General features: G+C 70.0%; 13 protein-coding genes. 3 read left to right on the top strand and 10 right to left on the bottom strand.

Features of this window, described 5'->3' with window-relative positions; all coding sequences use genetic code 11:
• The first annotated feature begins 32 nt into the window (after positions 1–32).
• From BLU81_RS09530 to BLU81_RS47785, 3 genes are read left to right on the top strand one after another with little or no spacing between them, the layout of a single operon-like run.
• Entirely contained in the window at positions 33–737 is a 705-nt protein-coding gene (locus tag BLU81_RS09530) for a hypothetical protein (RefSeq protein WP_157751435.1), read from the top strand.
• Positions 738–796: 59 nt separating this feature from the next.
• Positions 797–3,064 carry a putative bifunctional diguanylate cyclase/phosphodiesterase gene (locus BLU81_RS09525; protein ID WP_092543524.1) on the top strand — a complete coding sequence of 756 codons (2,268 nt, stop codon included), beginning with the start codon at positions 797–799 and terminating at the stop codon, positions 3,062–3,064.
• An 8-nt stretch (positions 3,065–3,072) separates the two neighbouring features.
• Positions 3,073–3,243 (top strand): hypothetical protein, encoded by a 171-nt coding sequence (locus BLU81_RS47785; protein WP_157751434.1) that lies wholly within the window; start codon positions 3,073–3,075, stop codon positions 3,241–3,243.
• An 18-nt stretch (positions 3,244–3,261) separates the two neighbouring features.
• On the opposite strand, the gene BLU81_RS09520 is transcribed toward BLU81_RS47785, so the two are convergent.
• The 10 genes from BLU81_RS09520 to BLU81_RS09475 all read right to left on the bottom strand — a co-directional run bounded on the left by BLU81_RS09520 (position 3,262) and on the right by BLU81_RS09475 (position 16,190).
• Positions 3,262–5,892, bottom strand: a complete 2,631-nt coding sequence (locus BLU81_RS09520; protein ID WP_157751433.1) for a beta-L-arabinofuranosidase domain-containing protein — start codon at positions 5,890–5,892, stop codon at positions 3,262–3,264.
• The gene (locus BLU81_RS09515; protein WP_092543520.1) at positions 5,889–7,241 is read right to left on the bottom strand and encodes an aminopeptidase P family protein; all 1,353 of its coding nucleotides are present in this window, start codon (positions 7,239–7,241) and stop codon (positions 5,889–5,891) included. The genes BLU81_RS09520 and BLU81_RS09515 overlap by 4 nt, the downstream gene beginning before the upstream one ends.
• Positions 7,238–8,524 (bottom strand): alpha/beta fold hydrolase, encoded by a 1,287-nt coding sequence (locus BLU81_RS09510; RefSeq protein WP_092556828.1) that lies wholly within the window; start codon positions 8,522–8,524, stop codon positions 7,238–7,240. Before BLU81_RS09510 ends, BLU81_RS09515 begins: the two co-directional genes overlap by 4 nt.
• Positions 8,521–9,360 (bottom strand): ATP-binding cassette domain-containing protein, encoded by an 840-nt coding sequence (locus BLU81_RS09505; protein WP_092543518.1) that lies wholly within the window; start codon positions 9,358–9,360, stop codon positions 8,521–8,523. The genes BLU81_RS09510 and BLU81_RS09505 overlap by 4 nt, the downstream gene beginning before the upstream one ends.
• The gene (locus tag BLU81_RS09500; protein WP_092543516.1) at positions 9,357–10,169 is read right to left on the bottom strand and encodes an ABC transporter ATP-binding protein; all 813 of its coding nucleotides are present in this window, start codon (positions 10,167–10,169) and stop codon (positions 9,357–9,359) included. Before BLU81_RS09500 ends, BLU81_RS09505 begins: the two co-directional genes overlap by 4 nt.
• Positions 10,166–11,152, bottom strand: a complete 987-nt coding sequence (locus tag BLU81_RS09495) for an ABC transporter permease (RefSeq protein ID WP_092543514.1) — start codon at positions 11,150–11,152, stop codon at positions 10,166–10,168. Before BLU81_RS09495 ends, BLU81_RS09500 begins: the two co-directional genes overlap by 4 nt.
• A 1-nt stretch (position 11,153) precedes the next feature.
• Positions 11,154–12,107 carry an ABC transporter permease gene (locus tag BLU81_RS09490; protein WP_092543512.1) on the bottom strand — a complete coding sequence of 318 codons (954 nt, stop codon included), beginning with the start codon at positions 12,105–12,107 and terminating at the stop codon, positions 11,154–11,156.
• A 7-nt stretch (positions 12,108–12,114) separates the two neighbouring features.
• The gene (locus tag BLU81_RS09485; RefSeq protein WP_092543510.1) at positions 12,115–13,809 is read right to left on the bottom strand and encodes an ABC transporter substrate-binding protein; all 1,695 of its coding nucleotides are present in this window, start codon (positions 13,807–13,809) and stop codon (positions 12,115–12,117) included.
• Between the two features lie 274 nt (positions 13,810–14,083).
• Complete coding sequence (locus BLU81_RS09480; RefSeq protein ID WP_092543508.1) at positions 14,084–14,752, bottom strand: GntR family transcriptional regulator; 669 nt, start codon at positions 14,750–14,752, stop codon at positions 14,084–14,086.
• A gap of 67 nt (positions 14,753–14,819) precedes the next feature.
• Positions 14,820–16,190: an aldehyde dehydrogenase (NADP(+)) gene (locus BLU81_RS09475; protein WP_092556826.1), complete on the bottom strand. Its 1,371-nt coding sequence runs from the start codon at positions 16,188–16,190 to the stop codon at positions 14,820–14,822.
• Positions 16,191–16,197: the final 7 nt, after the last annotated feature.

Raw genomic sequence — 16,197 nt, 5'->3', positions numbered from 1 at the left:
AGTGCACTCTCATAATCAGGTACGGTGCAGTGGTGAACAGGCGAAGCGGTCGTGGGCCGGGCCGTCCCGCTCAGGTGGACACGGCGGAGATCGCCGCCGCGGTGCTCGCCGTCGGGTTCCGGGATCTCACCTTCACCGCGGTCGCCGCCCACCTGCGGATCGGTCAGGCCACCCTCTACCGGCACGCCGCCAACCGCGACGAGCCGGTCCGTCTCGGGCTCGACCTGGCCGTCAGCCGGGTCACCTGGCCGAGTCTTGCGGGGCCGTGGCGGCAGGTTCTCGAACAGTGGGCGCTCGCCGCCTGGCACACCTACGCCCGCTATCCCGGCGCGACCGCCGAGATGAACCGTGGGGTGGTGCCGCATGCGGTGCTGCTGCTCGCCGACCAGCTCGGCGTGATGCTGATCGGCCACGGTTTCCGGCCGGCCGACGCGGTCCTCGCCGTCGACCTGGTCTTCGGCCTGGCCGTCGACAACCGGCGCGGCGTCGACGACCTGTCCCTGGCGATCCGGGCCGACCCGATCGACTGGTTCCGTGGCAGGTTGCGTGTCGTGCTGGCCGGCGTCGACCGCGAGCTGGCTCCGAAAGCTAGCTCTCCCCTCGTACCAGAGAAGGAAGGAACGTCGCGTGAAACCACAGATCCCTCTGCTGCTTCTCGGCTCGGTCTATCCGGGCCGGATGACACCGAGCCCGATCATCGCCCCGCTGGCCCTGCTGGTGCACCCCCGGTTCCGTAGCGTGGCGGCGGTTTCGGCACTGGCCTAAGCCCGGCGGGCACGCTGCCGAAGGGTGGAGGATGGCCGAGAACAGGTTGGCGGACCGGATCGCCGATACGGCGGTCGGCGGCACGGGGGTGCTGGTCGGCGCGTTCCTCGTGTTCTACCTGGGTGACTGGGGGACCGACGGGAAGCGCCAGTTCCTGACCAATCTCGTGCACATCCCGATCGCCCTGATGTACACCGCGGTCGGCCTGCGGATCGTGCTCCGCAGCGGGCGGTCGCACAGTGTGCGCCGGGCGTGGGCGTTCATCACGGCGGCGTTCTTCTGCCGGCTGGTCGCGCAGGCGTCCTGGTTCATCGAGGACTCGGTCCTGGGACACCCGAGATTCCCGGCTTTCGCCGACCACTGGTTCATCGCGTTCGTGCCGTTCATGTTCACCGGCCTGATGATGATGCCCGCCGACCGGCGGTCCCGCATCGACCGGATCAAACTGACGCTCGACGCGCTGATCGTCGCGGCCAGCGCGTTCATCGTGCTGTGGTACCTGCTGATCGGCCCGCTCGTGGTCAACAAGGGGGTGTCGCTCTACCAGAGCCTCTTCTCGGCCGCCCTGCCGGTCGGCGACCTGCTGCTGGTGCTGGCGCTGGCGATGCTGCTGCTGCGCCGCTCCTGGGTCGTCGATCACGCCCTGATCATGCTGGTGGCGGCGGTGACACTGTTCGTGGTCGCCGACATCGCCTACGGGTATCTGCAGCTGCACAGCGGCTACTCCGGCGGGTCCTGGCCGGACCTGTTCTGGGTCTGCGGCGGGTTCCTGCTGGTCCTGGCGGCGCACCGCACCTATCGGCAGACCTACAATCCGCCGGATCCGGCGGCTCGCCGGGCGACGGTCAACTGGCTGCCGTACGGCGCCATCGCCCTGGCTTACGGCATCCTCGGCTACATGGCCCGCGAACAGGGCATCTACCCGCTCGGTGGAATGATCCTCGGGGCCATCCTGCTGACCGCGCTGGTGATCGCCCGGCAGATGTACGTGCTGCGGGAGAACCACGACCTGGCCGTCACCGATCCGCTCACCGGGCTCGCCAACCGCACCCGCATCAACGAGCGGGTCGCCGCGCTGGCCGCCCAGCCACCCCGGGCCGGCCGGTGCTGCGCGGTCCTGCTCATCGACCTGGACCGGTTCAAACCCATCAACGATACGTACGGTCATGAAGCCGGTGACGCGGTCCTGCAGGCGGCCGGGGTGGCGCTGCGGTCGGTGATCCGGACCGGGGACACCGCGGGACGGCTCGGTGGCGACGAGTTCGCCGTCATCCTGCGTGACCTGCCGGACGTGCCGGCCGTCGAACGGGTGGCTCAGCGGGTCGCCGAAGCCCTGCGCACCCCGGTGATCTTCGGGGATCTGGTGCTGTCGGTGGAGGCCAGCATCGGCGTCGCCGTCCTCGGTCACGGCGCCCAGGTCGACGGCGACCAACTGCTGCGGCGGGCCGACCTGGCGATGTACACGGCCAAGCGCTCCGGCCGGTCCCGTTACCAGCTCTACACCCCGGAACTGGACGCCGGCACCCGGGACGCCCGGCTGCGGCAGGCGATCGCCGACGACGAACTGGTGCTGCACTATCAACCGGCTGTGACGATGACCGACGGCTCGATCCGTGGTGTCGAGGCGCTGGTCCGGTGGCAGCACCCCGAGGAGGGTCTGCTGATGCCGGGCGCCTTCATCGGCCTGGCCGAGGAGACCGGCGCGGTGGTTCCGCTCGGTGAGTGGGTGCTGCGCGAGGGCTGCCGGCAGGTCGCCGAGTGGCAGGCCGGGATCGCCGGCGCCGAACGGATCACCCTCAGCGTCAACCTCTCCCCGCAGCAGGTCAAACAGGCCGACCTGGTGGATGCGGTCACCGGCATCCTGGCCGAGACCGGGTTCCCGGCCGACCGGCTGGTCCTGGAGATCACCGAGTCGGTGGTGCTGGAACCGGACGCGCCGACGATCGCCCGGTTGGAGGCGTTACGGGACCTGGGGATCCGGCTCGCGGTCGACGACTTCGGCACCGGCTATTCGGCCCTGAGTTACCTGCAGCAACTGCCGGTCACCATCCTCAAGATCGACCGCTCGTACATCCGGGGCATCGCCGACGACGAACGGGACCGGCGGATCGCCGAGGCGATCGTACGGCTGGGCCTGGCCTTCGACCTGTACGTCGTCGCCGAGGGCGTCGAGACCGCCGAGCAGGCCCGATTGCTCACCGGCATGGGCTGCACCGTCGGGCAGGGCTACCACTTCCACCGCCCGATGCCACCCGACCGGGCCGCCCACGTCCTGGCCGCGGAGCGGGCGAAACTATAGTTTCGGGCATGTTCGAGTTCGAGGACGAGACCACCGAAGCCCCGCGTGACAAGAACCGGCTGGCGGCGATGTCCCGCTCGTTCCTGCTGATGATCGGCCTGGCGACGGTCGCGCTGGCGGCCGCCGCCTTCCTGGCCATCTGGATCATCGACGTGCTGCCCGCGCAGAACCGGACCTGATCCACCGGCGGCCGGCCGTCACCCGGTGAGAGCGGGCAGGGTCACGGTCTGGACCGCTGTGGTGTTGCCGGCCCGGTCGGTGGCGGTGAACTCGAGGGTCTGCGGCTGGTCGTGCAGCGCCCGGGTGAACGGCTCCTGGAAGACACCCCAGAACGTCTCCGCCGTACGCCACTGGACACGGTCCACGCCGGACACCTCGTCGGCCGCGTCCAGGGTCACCTCGACACTGCGGCCCAGCGACCGGACCCGCGCCGACACCCGCGGCGCGGCGGTGTCGACGTCGATCTCGCGGGCGACGTGCACCACGCGGCCGGACACGTCGGTGGCCCGGGCCCGAAGGCGGTGCCGGCCGTCACCGAGAGTCAGGTCCGCCGGTGTCCATTCGATGCCGTCGCGGGAGGTCTCCAGGGACGTGAGGCCCGGGCCCGGCGAGACCACGGTGACCGTGCAGGTCGGCGGCGAGGTGTACCAGCCCGACGACGCCCGCGAACCCGTCACGTCGATTCTGATCACCGGAGCCGCGGATTCCGCACCCGCGTCGGCCGGTAGCTCCCAGACGACCCGGTCTCCCTGGACCGTCACGCCATGATCGCCGGTGCGCACCAGGCCGTTCCGGGAGACGCCGTCCACCGTGCTCGACGACGCGGCGATCAGCACCGCCTCGGCTTCCGAACGGCTGAGCAGCCCGCCCCGAGCCGCCCGCACCACGTTGTGGTGGACCGCGGTGAAGAAGTCATCGATGGTGGCATGGCCACCGTCGGCCCAGAGCGCGCCGATCACCGACCAGCCGTCCTGGTCGCGCCGGTTGGGCACCCCGGGGTCGCTGCCGTGGAACACGATGTCCGCGTCGTCCAGGCGCAGGTAGGCGTGGTAGCGGTGGTCGCCGCCGGACCAGGCCGGTTCGAAGGTGTGCCCGAGCACCGTGACCAGGTCGCCGTCGGTCTCGAACCCGGTGATGCTGCCGTCGAGCAGCCGGGCACCGGCCGGCGCCACCGTAAGTGTGGTCGTCGCGTCGTCGCGGGCCAGTAGCACCGTCGGACCGTGTTCCAGGCTGACCAGTGCCGGATCGTCCGGGGTGGGTACGAGCCGCAGCGGCATCGGCAGGACCAGTGTGACGGTGTCACCGGCCCGGAATTCGCGCTGGATCGTCACGAACCCCCGGTCGTCGGCGGTGATCCGCCGGGGCGATCCGTTGAGCTGGACCACGGCTCCGTCCCGCGCCCACGGCGGGATCCGCAGGTGCAGTGCGATCGACGCGGTGAAGCCGATCTCCAGGGTGATCTGGCCGTCCCGCGGGTAGCGGGTGTCCAGCACCACCTCGCCGTCGACGTCCGCCCAGCTCAGGCGGGACGGCACGTACTGCAGGACGTACAGTTCGCCGGGGCCGGCGAACCAGATCGACTCCTGGTGTTTGACGTGACTCTCCAGGCCGGTGCCGCCGCAGCAGGTGCCGACGTTGTCGTACTCGCGGACCGCGCCCGGGTCGACCGGGTACATGTAGACGACCTCGGGGCTGCTGTCCGAGACGACGTCGGCGCGGGAGCCCACCATGTGGTTGAGCGACGCGCGTTCGGCGTAGTCGGCGTACTTCACGTCCCGGGTGTTGGTGAACAGCCCGCGGGCGATCTTCAGCAGGTTGTACGTGGCGCACGACTCGGCGTTGCGGCGGCCGACGAAACGGGCCACCGCCCCGGCCGGGCCCCACAGTTCGCCCTCGCCGGTGCCGCCGTGGGCGAAGGTGCGGCCGGGGACGATCTGGTCCCACAGGTTCAGCACCGCGTCCAGATAGCGCCGGTCGCCGGTGACCTCGTACTGGGCCAGGTGCCCGACGAGCATCGGCAGGTGCTGGTTGGCGTGCATGCCGTCGAGCACGTCGTGCCCGGCAACCGCCCCGGCCAGCCACGTGTCCATCTCGAAGGCCGCGGCGGCGTCCAGGAACGTCTGCTCGCCGGTGATCCGGTGCAGGACGGTCAGGCTCTCGTTCATGCCGCCGTATTCACCGGCGATGTAGAGCGACCACATCCGCTGCCGCTGGACCCGGTCGACGGCGAGGATGCTGCGCGCCGCCCAGTGACCCATCGCGGTCACCACATCGAGGGCCTGCTTGTTGCCGGTGTGTTGATAGGCGTCGAGCAACCCGGCCATGATCTTGTGGCAGGTGTACCAGGGCGCCCAGATCTCCCCGTACGGCGCGAGGTCCTCAAGTCTGGTGAACTGCCATTCGCCGTACGCGGCCAGAAAGCCGGGATGACTGAACCGCCCGGTGGCGGCCAGCGCTTCCTGGACCTCCGCCAGCCCGGCCACCAGATGATCGGACTTCTCGCGGAACAGCGAAGATCCGGTGGACGCGTGGGCCATGGCCAGCATGGACAGGAAGTGCCCGGCATAGTGGCCACGCAGCAGCGACGCGGTCTGCGCCACGCCCGCCCCCGGATAGTCCGACCCGGACCACGGCTGTTCCTCGGGATGCCCGAAGTCCTCCCAGTTACCCGGCGGCAGCGCGTCCCGGGTGTCCATACCGGCGTTGGCGCGGAACACCGCGAGCACCCGGTCCACCGGGTACACCCGGGCCAGGTGCAGCATCTGCTCCTGGGCACGGGCGTGCACACCGTCGTGCAGGCCGACCTCGCCCAGCGTGAAGAAGGTCATCGTGCGGCCCACTGCTCCAGGCCGGCCGCGTCGATCGGCAGTGCGCCGGACAGCACCTCATGGCCGTTCGCGGTGACCAGCAGGTCGTCCTCCAGCCGCACCCCGATGCCGCGCAGCTCCGGCGGGACGGTCTCGTCGTGGGCGTGGAAGTACAGCCCAGGCTCGACGGTCAGCACCATGCCCTCGCGCAGTGCGGCACCCTGGTAGTCCTCGTACCCCGAGGCGCCGCAGTCGTGCACGTCGAGTCCCAGGTGGTGGCCGATCCCGCAGACGATGTAGCGGCGGTGCTGCTGCCCGGCCGGGGCGAGCGCCTCGTCGACCGAGACCCCGAGCAGTCCCCAGTCGGCGAGGCCCTTGGCGAGGACCTCCATCGAGGCGAAGTGGAAGTCCGAGTACTGCGCTCCGGGGCGCACCTGGGCCATGCCCGCCCGGTGGGAGGCCTCGACCAGGTCGTGGACCCGACGTTGTGCGGGGGTGAATCCGCCGCCGACCGGGATGGTCCGGGTGACGTCGGCGGTGTAGAGCGACCGCGCTTCCACGCCCATGTCCAGCAGCAGCGTCTCGCCGGGCAGGATCGGGCCGTCGCAGCGCACCCAGTGCAGGATCGGCGCGTGTGGTCCGGAGCCGACGATGGTGCTGTAGCCGGGGCCGTTGCCGAAGGTGCGGGCGTACCGGTCGAAGGTGCCCTGCAGCCATCGTTCGCCGAGGTTGTCGCGGATCGCGCGGGGCACCTCGCCGGCGACCGCGGCGAACCCGGCCACGGTGGCGTCGACCGCCGCCCGCATCTGGGTGATCTCCCAGTCGTCCTTGATCATGCGCAGGCCGGAGGCGGCCGTTCCGCCGGTGACGAACGAGGACGGTTCCGCGTACGCCTCCCGGTCCCGCACCGGCAGGTCCAGCGCCGACGACCAGTCGTCGAGTCCGGCCGACGGTCCCACCCACAGTTCGCCGTACGCGGCGCTGGCGAAGAAGTTCCGTTCGCCGGGCCGGGCCGGCGGCGGCATGTAGAGCACCGCGTCGTGGCCGCCGGACCGCGGTGTCATCACCAGGATCGACTCCTCGACCTGGCAGGACGTGGCCCAGACGAAGTCGCTGTCGGCCCGGAACGCGTAGTCGGCGTCGCCGTTGCGGTTCTTCGCCGTCCCGGCCGCGAGCACGATCGTCTCGCCGGGCAGTGCGGCGCTGAGCCGTTCCCGGTGGTCGGCGGCGGCCTTCGCGGCTGCGGCGTCCACCGGTGCGGGCACGTTCCGGGCCGCCCAGCCCTGACCGATCGAGGCCAGGAATCCGGGGCTGTCGTCGGCCAGGCGGGGCGGCTTGGTTCCGGCCCAGGCGGGGCGGGGCTGCGTCACTGTCGTTCTCCTCCTCGGTCGCGGACCATCTCGCGCAGGTGGGTGAAGGCCCGTCCGCTGCCGATGCCGTCGTGTTCGAACTCGTTGGTCACCCAGGCCCGGCTGTTGCCGAGGCGGGCGAGGGTGGTCAGTTGCAGTCCCTCGTCAACGAACACGTCATCGAAGTAGACCACCGCGGCCAGCGGGACTTCGTTGTCGGCCAGCCGTTCGGTGTCGTAGAGCGATGTCCAGGTCCGTATCTCGGCCAGTTCGGCCATCGCGGCGGCGAACGGCCGCAGGGCCCGGACCTCCTGGAACATCCACGGGAAGGCCATCTCGGTGGTGAACAACAGGGGTCGGCGGTCGGTGCCGAACTCCGGACGACGGTCGCGTTCGCGCTGCGCGGACCAGCGGAACGGGCCGTTGACGCCGTCGCCGTAGATGCTCTCCTGCAGGGTCCAGAACAGTGGGTTGGCCTCGTTCGACGTCTTCGTCAGAATACTCTCCAGGAAGCCGCCGGTCAGGTGCCCGCGGGGCGAGAACGCCTCGGCGACCAGCCAGTGCAGGCGCAGGTGACCGCCGCCGAAGCCGAGGTCACCGCCGAGAGTCTGGAAGCGCCGGACCGACAGCGGCGATCCGTCGGGCAGCAGCACGTCGCCGGCGGCGAGCCGGTCGGCGATGGCCGACACGGTGTCCACGTCCTGCGGGTAGCGGCGGTAGAAGTCGGCGGTCTTGTCGGCGGCTCGGGTGAAGGTGCGCCGGTAGACCTCGTCGGGGTCGGGGGGCAGGCCGGGGATGCCGCCGCAGACGTAACACGCGGTCAGTGCCTCCGGCGCGACCGAAAGGTAGGTCAGGGTGAGCCATCCGCCGTAACTCTGGGCCAGCGTCGCCCACTTCTTCGACCCGTAGCTCGTACGCCGGACGTGCTCGAGGTCCCGCACGATGGAGTCGGCACGGAACTTGAGCAGGTATTCCGCTGCCGCCGCCCCGGTCGGGAACTCGGCGATCACCGTGCCGTCGATCGGGGTGCTGCGCCCGGTGCCGCGCTGGTCGACCAGGACCACGCGGTAGTCGGGCAGGGCTTCGGCGAGCCAGCCGTTCACGGCGGGCGGTCGCGGGTTGGCGCCGCCGGGGCCGCCCTGCAGGTAGGTGAGCAGCGGCAGGTCGTCGTGGCGTCGGTCCGGGTCGGCCAGTTCCCGGACGAAGACCTCGATGGTCCCGGCTGTCTCGTCCGACCAGTCCAGCGGGACCGGCACGGTGTACTCCCGGACCCATGCGCCGGGAATGGGGTATTCGATGGTCATCGGGCTGCTGCTTTCGCCCGCCGTGCGGCCTCCCACTCAGGGCGGATCCGCGGGACGGCGGCTAGTAGTCTGCGGGTGTACTCGTGTTTCGGATCGCCGAAGACCGCGTCCCGCTCCCCCGCCTCGACGATCTTACCGGCGGTCATGACCGCGACCGAGGTGGCGATCTGCCGGACCACGGCCAGGTCGTGGGCGATGAACAGGCAGCCGAAGCCCTCCTCGGCCTGCAGGTCGCGCAGCAGGTTGATGATCTGTGCCTGGACCGACACGTCGAGGGCGGAGACCGCCTCGTCACAGACCAGCACCCGGGGGCCGATAGCCAGGGCGCGGGCGATGCCGATGCGCTGGGCCTGCCCGCCGGAGAACTGGGCCGGGTAACGGTCGAGCCAGTCGGGGTTGAGGCCGACGCGGTCCAGTAGTGACCGGGTGAAGTCGCGGGACCCGCCCGGGATGTCCCGCTGCTGGTAGAGCAGGGGAGCGGTGACGATGCGCTCGACGGTGTGCCGGGGGTTCAGTGACGAGAACGGGTCCTGGAAGACCACTTGCACGGTCCGGCGTACTCCGGCGAGGTCTTTGCCTTTGCGGGTGGTGACGTCCTGGCCGTCCAGCTGGATGCTGCCGGAGGTGACGTCGAGGAGCCGGGCGGCCAGCCGGGCGGTGGTCGACTTGCCGGAGCCGGACTCGCCGACCAGGGCCAAGGTCTGTCCGGCGTGCAGGTCGAAGGACACGCCGTCGACCGCGGTGAACAGCTTCGCGGGTGTGAACAGCCCGGCCGTGCCGGCCACCGGGAACTGTTTGACCAGGTCGCGGACGCTCAGCAGGAGTTCGCCGGTCATGGGTGTCCTCCGAGGGTACGCAGGTCGCCGATCGTGTCGTCGATGCGCGGGACGGCGTCCAGCAGCGCCTGAGTGTAGGGATGCCGGGGATCGGAGAAGATCTGCTCGGTGGTGCCGGTCTCGACCACGTCGCCGTAGCGCATCACCACGACGGTGTCGGCGACCTCGCTGACCACTGCCAGATCGTGGGTGATCATGATGAGGGCGGCGCCGGTGTCCCGGCGGACCTCGGCGAGCAGGTCGAGGATCTGGGCCTGCACGGTGACGTCCAGGGCGGTGGTCGGCTCGTCCGCGATGATCAGCTCGGGTTCGGTGCTGAGCGCCATCGCGATCATCACGCGTTGCCGCATGCCGCCGGAGAACTGGTGCGGGTAGTCGTCGACGCGCCGCCCGGCCTCCTTGATGTGCACCCGTTCCATCGCCTCGATCGCCACCCGGCGGGCGGCGCGGCGGCTCACGCCGGAGCGGTGCGACCGGTACGCCTCGGCGATCTGGGTGCCGACGGTGTAGTAGGGGTTCAGCGACGACAGTGGGTCCTGGAAGATCATCGCGATCCGGTCGCCGCGGATCGTCCGCATCCGGCGTTCCGGCAGGCCCCGCAGTTCGATGCCGTCGAAGACGATGCTGCCGGTGCGCCGCGCGCCCTTGGGCAGCAGGTCCATCACGGCGAGGCTGGTCATCGACTTGCCGGAGCCGGACTCGCCGACGATGCCGAGCGAGCCGCCCTTCGGCAGTTCGAAACCGAGCCCGTCGACCACTGTCGTGTCGCCGAACTTCACGGTCAGGCCGTTCACCCGCAGAAGGCTCATGATGTCGCTCCTGCCCGGACCCGTGGGTCGATCGCGGAGTAGAGGAGGTCGACCGCCATGTTGCCGACCACGACGAAGAACGCGGCGAGCAGGGTGACCGCCATGATCACCGGCTGGTCGTTCTTGGTGATCGAGTCGGCGGCAAGTTTGCCGACGCCGTTGATGCCGAAGACCGTCTCGGTGATCAGCGCGCCGCCGAGCAGGCCGGCGAAGTCCATGCCGGCGATGGTGACGATCGGGGTGAGCGCCGGCCGCAGCGCGTGCCGCCGCCACACCAGGTGTGGTCGCAGGCCCTTGGCCCGGGCGGTGCGCACGAAGTTCTCGCTCAGGGTGTCGATCACGTTGGCCCGGGTGAGCCGGGTGTAGGAGGAGGCGTACCCGACGGCCAGGACGGTCCACGGCAGGATGAAGTTGAGGAACCACTGGGCCGGGTCGTCGGCGAACGGGACGGCCTGCGGGAAGGGCAGCCACTGGAGCTGAACGACGAAGACGTACTGCAGGGCCAGGGCGAGGACGTAGTTCGGGACCGACATGCCGCCGAGGGTCAGCGCGGTGATGAACCGGTCGGCGAAGCGGCCCTCCCGGACCGCGCTGATCAGACCGCCGATCACGCCGGCGAGCAGCCAGAGCACCGCCGCGCCGACGGCCACCACGGCCGTCACCGGCAGGCGCTGCACGATCATGTCGGTGACGACCTGCGAACTCTGGAACGAGTAGCCCAGGCAGGGCGCCGAGCAGTGCACCGCGCCGTAGTCACGGCCGGTGAACAGGCCCTGCAGGAAGTGCAGGAACTGTGCCAGGAAAGGATCGTCCAGGCCTAGGTTGGCGCGGATCTGGTCGATCCGTTCCGGGGTGCAGGTCTTGCCGCAGATCTGCACCGCCGGGTCCGGCGACAGCAGGAAGAAGACCATGTAGGTGAACAGGCACACCATGAACAGGACGAAGAGCATCCCGAGTACCCGGTGAACGAGGTAGCGGGTCATGTCAGCGCCCTCCGGGATCGACAGCCGACCGCACACGGTCACCGAGGACCATGAAGGAGAGCACCAGCAGGGCGAGGAACGTGCCCGGCACCAGGAAGTAGCTGGGGACGACGGAGTACCAGCCGACCGAGCTGGAGATCATCTGTCCCCAGGACGGGGTGGGCGGCACCACGCCGACACCGAGGAAGGAGAGTCCCGCCTCGGTGCCGATGTAACCGGGCACCGCCAGGGTGACCATCACCAGGATGGTGGAGCGCAGGTTCGGCAGGATCTCGGTGAAGACCAGCCGGGTCCGGGATGCCCCGGAGGCGAGGGCGGCCTCGACGAACTCGCGCTGTTTCAGCGACATGGTCTGCGCCCGCACGATCCGGGCCAGGTACGGCCAGCCGAACACCGAGATGACCAGTACCAACAGGTACTGCCGGTTGTCGGCGGGCAGCGCGGAGAGCACCGCGATCATGAAGATCAGGGCGGGGAACGCCATCAGGAACTCCATGAGCCGCGAGATCACCATGTCGGTACGTCCACCGAAGTATCCGGCGAGCAGGCCGAACACCACCCCGAGCACGGTCGTCAACGCCGTCGCGCTCACCGCGATGAGCATCGAGGCACGGGCGCCGTAGACGATCCGGGCGAAGATGTCCCGGCCGCTCTGCGGTTCCACGCCGAGCCAGTGCTCCGCGGAGATGCCACCGGCCGGCCCGAGCGGGATGCCGCCCAGATTCGGGTCGATCGCGGTCTGATCGAAGTCGTACGGTCCCCAGCCGCTGACGCGGACGATGAGCGGCGCGAACAGCGCCATCAGGACGACGATGCCGATGTAGGTGAGGCAGGCGATGGCCGACGGGTCGCGCAGCAGGACGTGCCAGACGCTGCGGCGGGGGTCCGGGGCCGCCACGAGGGCGCCGGTGTCCGGCGCTCCCGCGGCTTCCAGTTCGGTGGACGATATCGACACGGTCAGGTCAGCCCTTCGACGCGTCCTTGAGACCGATGATGGCGTAGTCCTGGTCGCCCTGCGGCGCCACCAGACCGGCCACGTTCGATCCGGGCAGGTAGATCCGGTTCTCCACGTTGACCGGGACGACCGGCGCCAGCTCCATGATCTTCTGGTCCAGTTCGCCCCAGGCCTTGTTGGCCTCGGCGAGGTCGGTGAGCGCCTTGATCCGGTCGATCTCGGCGTTCACCGTGACGTCGTTGAGCTGGGCCAGGTTCTGGTTGCCCTTGTCGGTGATCTGCCGGCCGTCGAACAGCGGCGGCAGGAACGTCGACGCGCTGGACGCCCAGTCGGGGCACCAGCCGGTGATCGCGGCATCGTGCTGCTGCGACGGGGTGGCGATCGTCTCGTAGTAGGTGGCGGCGTCGATCACGTTGAGCTTGACGTCGATTCCGACCCGCTTGAGGCTCTGCTGGATCGCCTCGCCCTGGGCCTGTGCCACCGGACGGGTCCGGATGTCCAGGGTCAGGGTGAAGCCGTTCGGCAGCCCGGCCTCGGTGAGCAGCGCCTTGGCCTTCTCGATGTCACCGGTGTTCCCGGTGCTCGGGTACAGGTCGTAGTCGGCGTGCCCGGAGACGTTGGACGGGATGATCGTCGAGGCGATGGTGGCGAACTGGTTGCCGCCGGTGGCGTTGAGCAGCGAGGTCTTGTCCACCGCCAGGTTGATGGCCTGCCGGACGCGGACGTCGCTGAGGTTCTTCTTACTGGTGTTCAGGCCGACATAGGTCAGGCAGGTGGACGGGGCCTTGACCACGCGGTCCTGCAGCTGCGGGGTCTGCAACCGGGCGATGGTGGCGGTCTGCACCGAACCGGCCATCGCGTTGACGTCGGCGCCCTGACCGGCGATCAGTCGCTCGTCGATGGTGGCGCCGTCGATGCCGATCGCGAAGTTCCAGGCGTCCGGGTAGGCCTTGCGCTCGGTGTCGGTGGCGGCGTCCCAGTTCGGGTTGCGCTTGAGCTTGATCGTGCTGCCCGGGGTGAAGGTGTCCAGGTCGTACGGCCCGGACGCGACGATGTCGTTGATGAACGTGGTGCCGGCACCGGTTCCGACCGGGAAGGGCACCGCGCTGGGCATCGACAGGACCGCGTCGAATTCCGGGAACGGCGCCTTGAGCTTGAAGACCACGGTCTTGTCGTCCGGGGTCTCGATGGCCGGGTTCTCCCCGGACTGGTACGGGCCCTGGTAGGTGGCCGGGGTGGCGAGCAGCTGGCGAAGGTAGGGCGCGCCGATGCCGATCTCCGGGTCCCAGGCGCGGCTGATGCCGAACTTGACGTCCTGGGCCGTGATCGGTGCGCCGGTGTCGAACTTGACCCCGTCCTTGATCTTGTACGTCCAGGTCAGCCCGTCCGCGGACACCTGACCGAGGCCTTCGGCCAGGTCGGGCACCATCGCGTTGGGGTCGGCGGCGTCGTTGGCCGCCTTGGTGATCAGCGTGCGGTAGACGAGGCGGTAGAACGCGTTGACGCCGCCGTCGAAACCGCGGGCCGGGTCGAGGTACGAGAAGTCGGTGGTCTGCAGGACGGTGACGGTGCCGCCCTTCACCGCCGTGCCACCCGACGCGTTGCCGCTGGTGGAGGGCGAGGCGCCGCCGGAGCAGGCCTGCAGGGCCAGAACGGAGACCGTCAGCCCGGCCAGGGCGATCGGGGGTTTGGTTCGCTTCAAGGGGGTTCTGCCTTCCTCAGAGGGCGCAGACGACGGATCGTGGGCGCACCATGCGGGGTCGGACCGTCCGCGGCGGCGCGTTCGCCAGCCGGCGGAAGTGCCGGATCATTGCGACCCCGGTCACTGGAAGTGAACAGTAGTATGTCACACATCGCTCGTGAAAGGTCCCGCGAGACTTTTTACCTACTGGAGATCAAATTCTTGCGGCGGTACGGTGCCCGAACAGCGAGAAGGCCGGTCACCGTGACGGTGACCGACCTTCTGACCAGGGGTTTCAGTCCTCTGCGCGCCCGCTCCACCAGCCCAGCACGTGCCCGATGTGCGCGTTCATCAGTGTTTCGGCACCCCGGCCGTCCCGTGCTTCGAGCAGGTCGATCAAGCTGTGGTGCTCGGCTGCCGACCGGGCCAGTTCGGCCGTCCCGATCATGTCGGCCAGCCCCACCATCCGGGTCTGCTGCCGCAGGTCCTTGACCAGCTCGACCAGCCGCCGATTGCCGTGCAGATCGAGCAGCCGCAGGTGGAAGACCAGGTCGGCGGCCAGGTAACCGGACAGGTCGGCGGCCGCCGCGGCGTCCACGATGTCCTGCGCCTTCACCCGGAGCCCGGCGGCCTGCTCGGGCTGCAGGGTCCGGGCGATCTCCCGCATCGGCGGGCTCTCCAGTTGCTGCCGGATCCGCACGATCTCCCAGAGGTCCTGCTCACTGACCTCGGTGACCCGGAAACCCTTGTTGCGCACCACGTCGACGAACCCGCGTTTCTGCAGGTTGAGCATCGCTTCCCGGACCGGCGTGGCGGACACGCCGAACCGGGCGGCGAGCGTCGGCGCGGTCACCAGGGTGCCCGGCGCGAGCTCTCCGGAGACGATCGCGGCCGAGACCGCGTCCTCGACGGTGCCCCGCAGGCTGACGCCCACATCGACCGGCCCGATGACCGACGAACTCACCGGCTACCCCTCCATCTGTAAAATGTCACACTGCGCAGATTCGCTCAGCGAACACAGAGTACGGCACTCAGCGGTTCCGCAATTCCGGCGGCAGTACCGAATCCGGTGCCCCTTGGAACGCGACCGGCCGCTGCCACCGGCTGATCGCCGCCAGGCCGACCGACGTCGACGCCGGTGCCGTGCTGGCCGGGTACGGGCCACCGTGCTGCTGGGCGCCGGAGACCGTCACCCCGGTCGGCCAGTCGTTCCAGACGATCCGGCCGGCCGTGTCGGCGAGCACGTCGGCGACCTCCACGGCCACCGCGTCGTCTCCCGAGCTGTGGCCCTGGATGGTGCCGGTGAGTTGGCCGGGAACACGTCGCAGCACCTCGAGCAGCTCGTCCTGAGACGTGTAGCCGACCACCAGACCGGCCGGGCCGAACATCTCGACGTCCAGCACCGCCGGATCGGCGATCACGTCGGCGGCGGCCACGTTCAGCACGCTGGACCGGACCCCCTGGTCGTTGGCCGGGCTCTCGGCGGCCACCCGTACCCCCTGGTGGGCACCCACCTCGGCCACCGCGGCGGCGAAACCCTCCTCCAGGCCCGTGGTCAGCATCCGGCCGGGGACCGGCAGGTCCACCGCCTTGAGGAAGCCGTCCGGGTCCGGGACCAGCACCACGCCCGGGTTGGTGCAGAACTGCCCGGCGCCCAGGGTGAGCGAGCCGACCCAGCCCTCGGCCACCGCCGCGCCCCGCTCGGCCCAGGCGGCCGGTGTGACCACCACCGGGTTGACGCTGCCCAGCTCACCGTAGAACGGGATCGGCTCGGGACGGGCCGCCGCGATGTCGAACAGCGCCCGGCCGCCCTTGGTCGAGCCGGTGAACCCGACCGCCTTGATCCGCGGGTCCCGCAGCGCCTCCAGTGACGCCTCCACCCCCTCGATCAGCGCGAACGCGCCGTCCGGGGCGCCGGCCTCGGCAAGAGATTCGACAACCACCCCGGCCGTACGACGGGAGAGCAGCGGATGTCCGGGATGTGCCTTGACCACCACCGGGCAACCCGCGGCCAGCGCCGAGACGGTGTCCCCACCGAACACACTGAACGCGAACGGGAAGTTGCTCGCCGCGAAGACCAGCACCGGGCCGATCGGCACGACCGTGCGGCGCAGGTCGGGACGCGGGCCCATGCCCCACTCCGGGTCCGCTTCGTCCATCCGTACCGGAAGAAGCTCCCCGGACCGCAGACCTTGGGCGAACAGCCGGGCCTGGAACGTGGTGCGTTTGAGCTCCCCGGTCAGCCGCGGCAGCGGCAGGTGGGTCTCCCCCGCCGCGATGCCGATCAGCTCCTCGGCCGCGGCGTCGAGGGCCGAGGCCACCGCTTCCAGCCAGTCCGCTCGCTGCTCCGGGGTCGACCGGCGCAGGGGGACACGGGCGGCGTGTGCGGCCGCGATCGTCATGAACACT

The organism is Actinoplanes derwentensis (assembly GCF_900104725.1).
Classification (GTDB): domain Bacteria; phylum Actinomycetota; class Actinomycetes; order Mycobacteriales; family Micromonosporaceae; genus Actinoplanes; species Actinoplanes derwentensis.
The sequence above is the reverse complement of the archived record's forward strand: the minus strand, read 5'-3'. Positions and strand labels throughout refer to the sequence as shown.

Coding starts and splice junctions, on each gene's coding strand:
- BLU81_RS09525 (WP_092543524.1), top strand. CDS start 797: ATGGCCGAGAACAGGTTGGCGGACCGGATCGCCGATACGGCGGTCGGC.
- BLU81_RS47785 (WP_157751434.1), top strand. CDS start 3,073: ATGTTCGAGTTCGAGGACGAGACCACCGAAGCCCCGCGTGACAAGAAC.
- BLU81_RS09520 (WP_157751433.1), bottom strand. CDS start 5,892: ATGACCTTCTTCACGCTGGGCGAGGTCGGCCTGCACGACGGTGTGCAC.
- BLU81_RS09510 (WP_092556828.1), bottom strand. CDS start 8,524: ATGACCATCGAATACCCCATTCCCGGCGCATGGGTCCGGGAGTACACC.
- BLU81_RS09505 (WP_092543518.1), bottom strand. CDS start 9,360: ATGACCGGCGAACTCCTGCTGAGCGTCCGCGACCTGGTCAAACAGTTC.
- BLU81_RS09500 (WP_092543516.1), bottom strand. CDS start 10,169: ATGAGCCTTCTGCGGGTGAACGGCCTGACCGTGAAGTTCGGCGACACG.
- BLU81_RS09495 (WP_092543514.1), bottom strand. CDS start 11,152: ATGACCCGCTACCTCGTTCACCGGGTACTCGGGATGCTCTTCGTCCTG.
- BLU81_RS09475 (WP_092556826.1), bottom strand. CDS start 16,190: ATGACGATCGCGGCCGCACACGCCGCCCGTGTCCCCCTGCGCCGGTCG.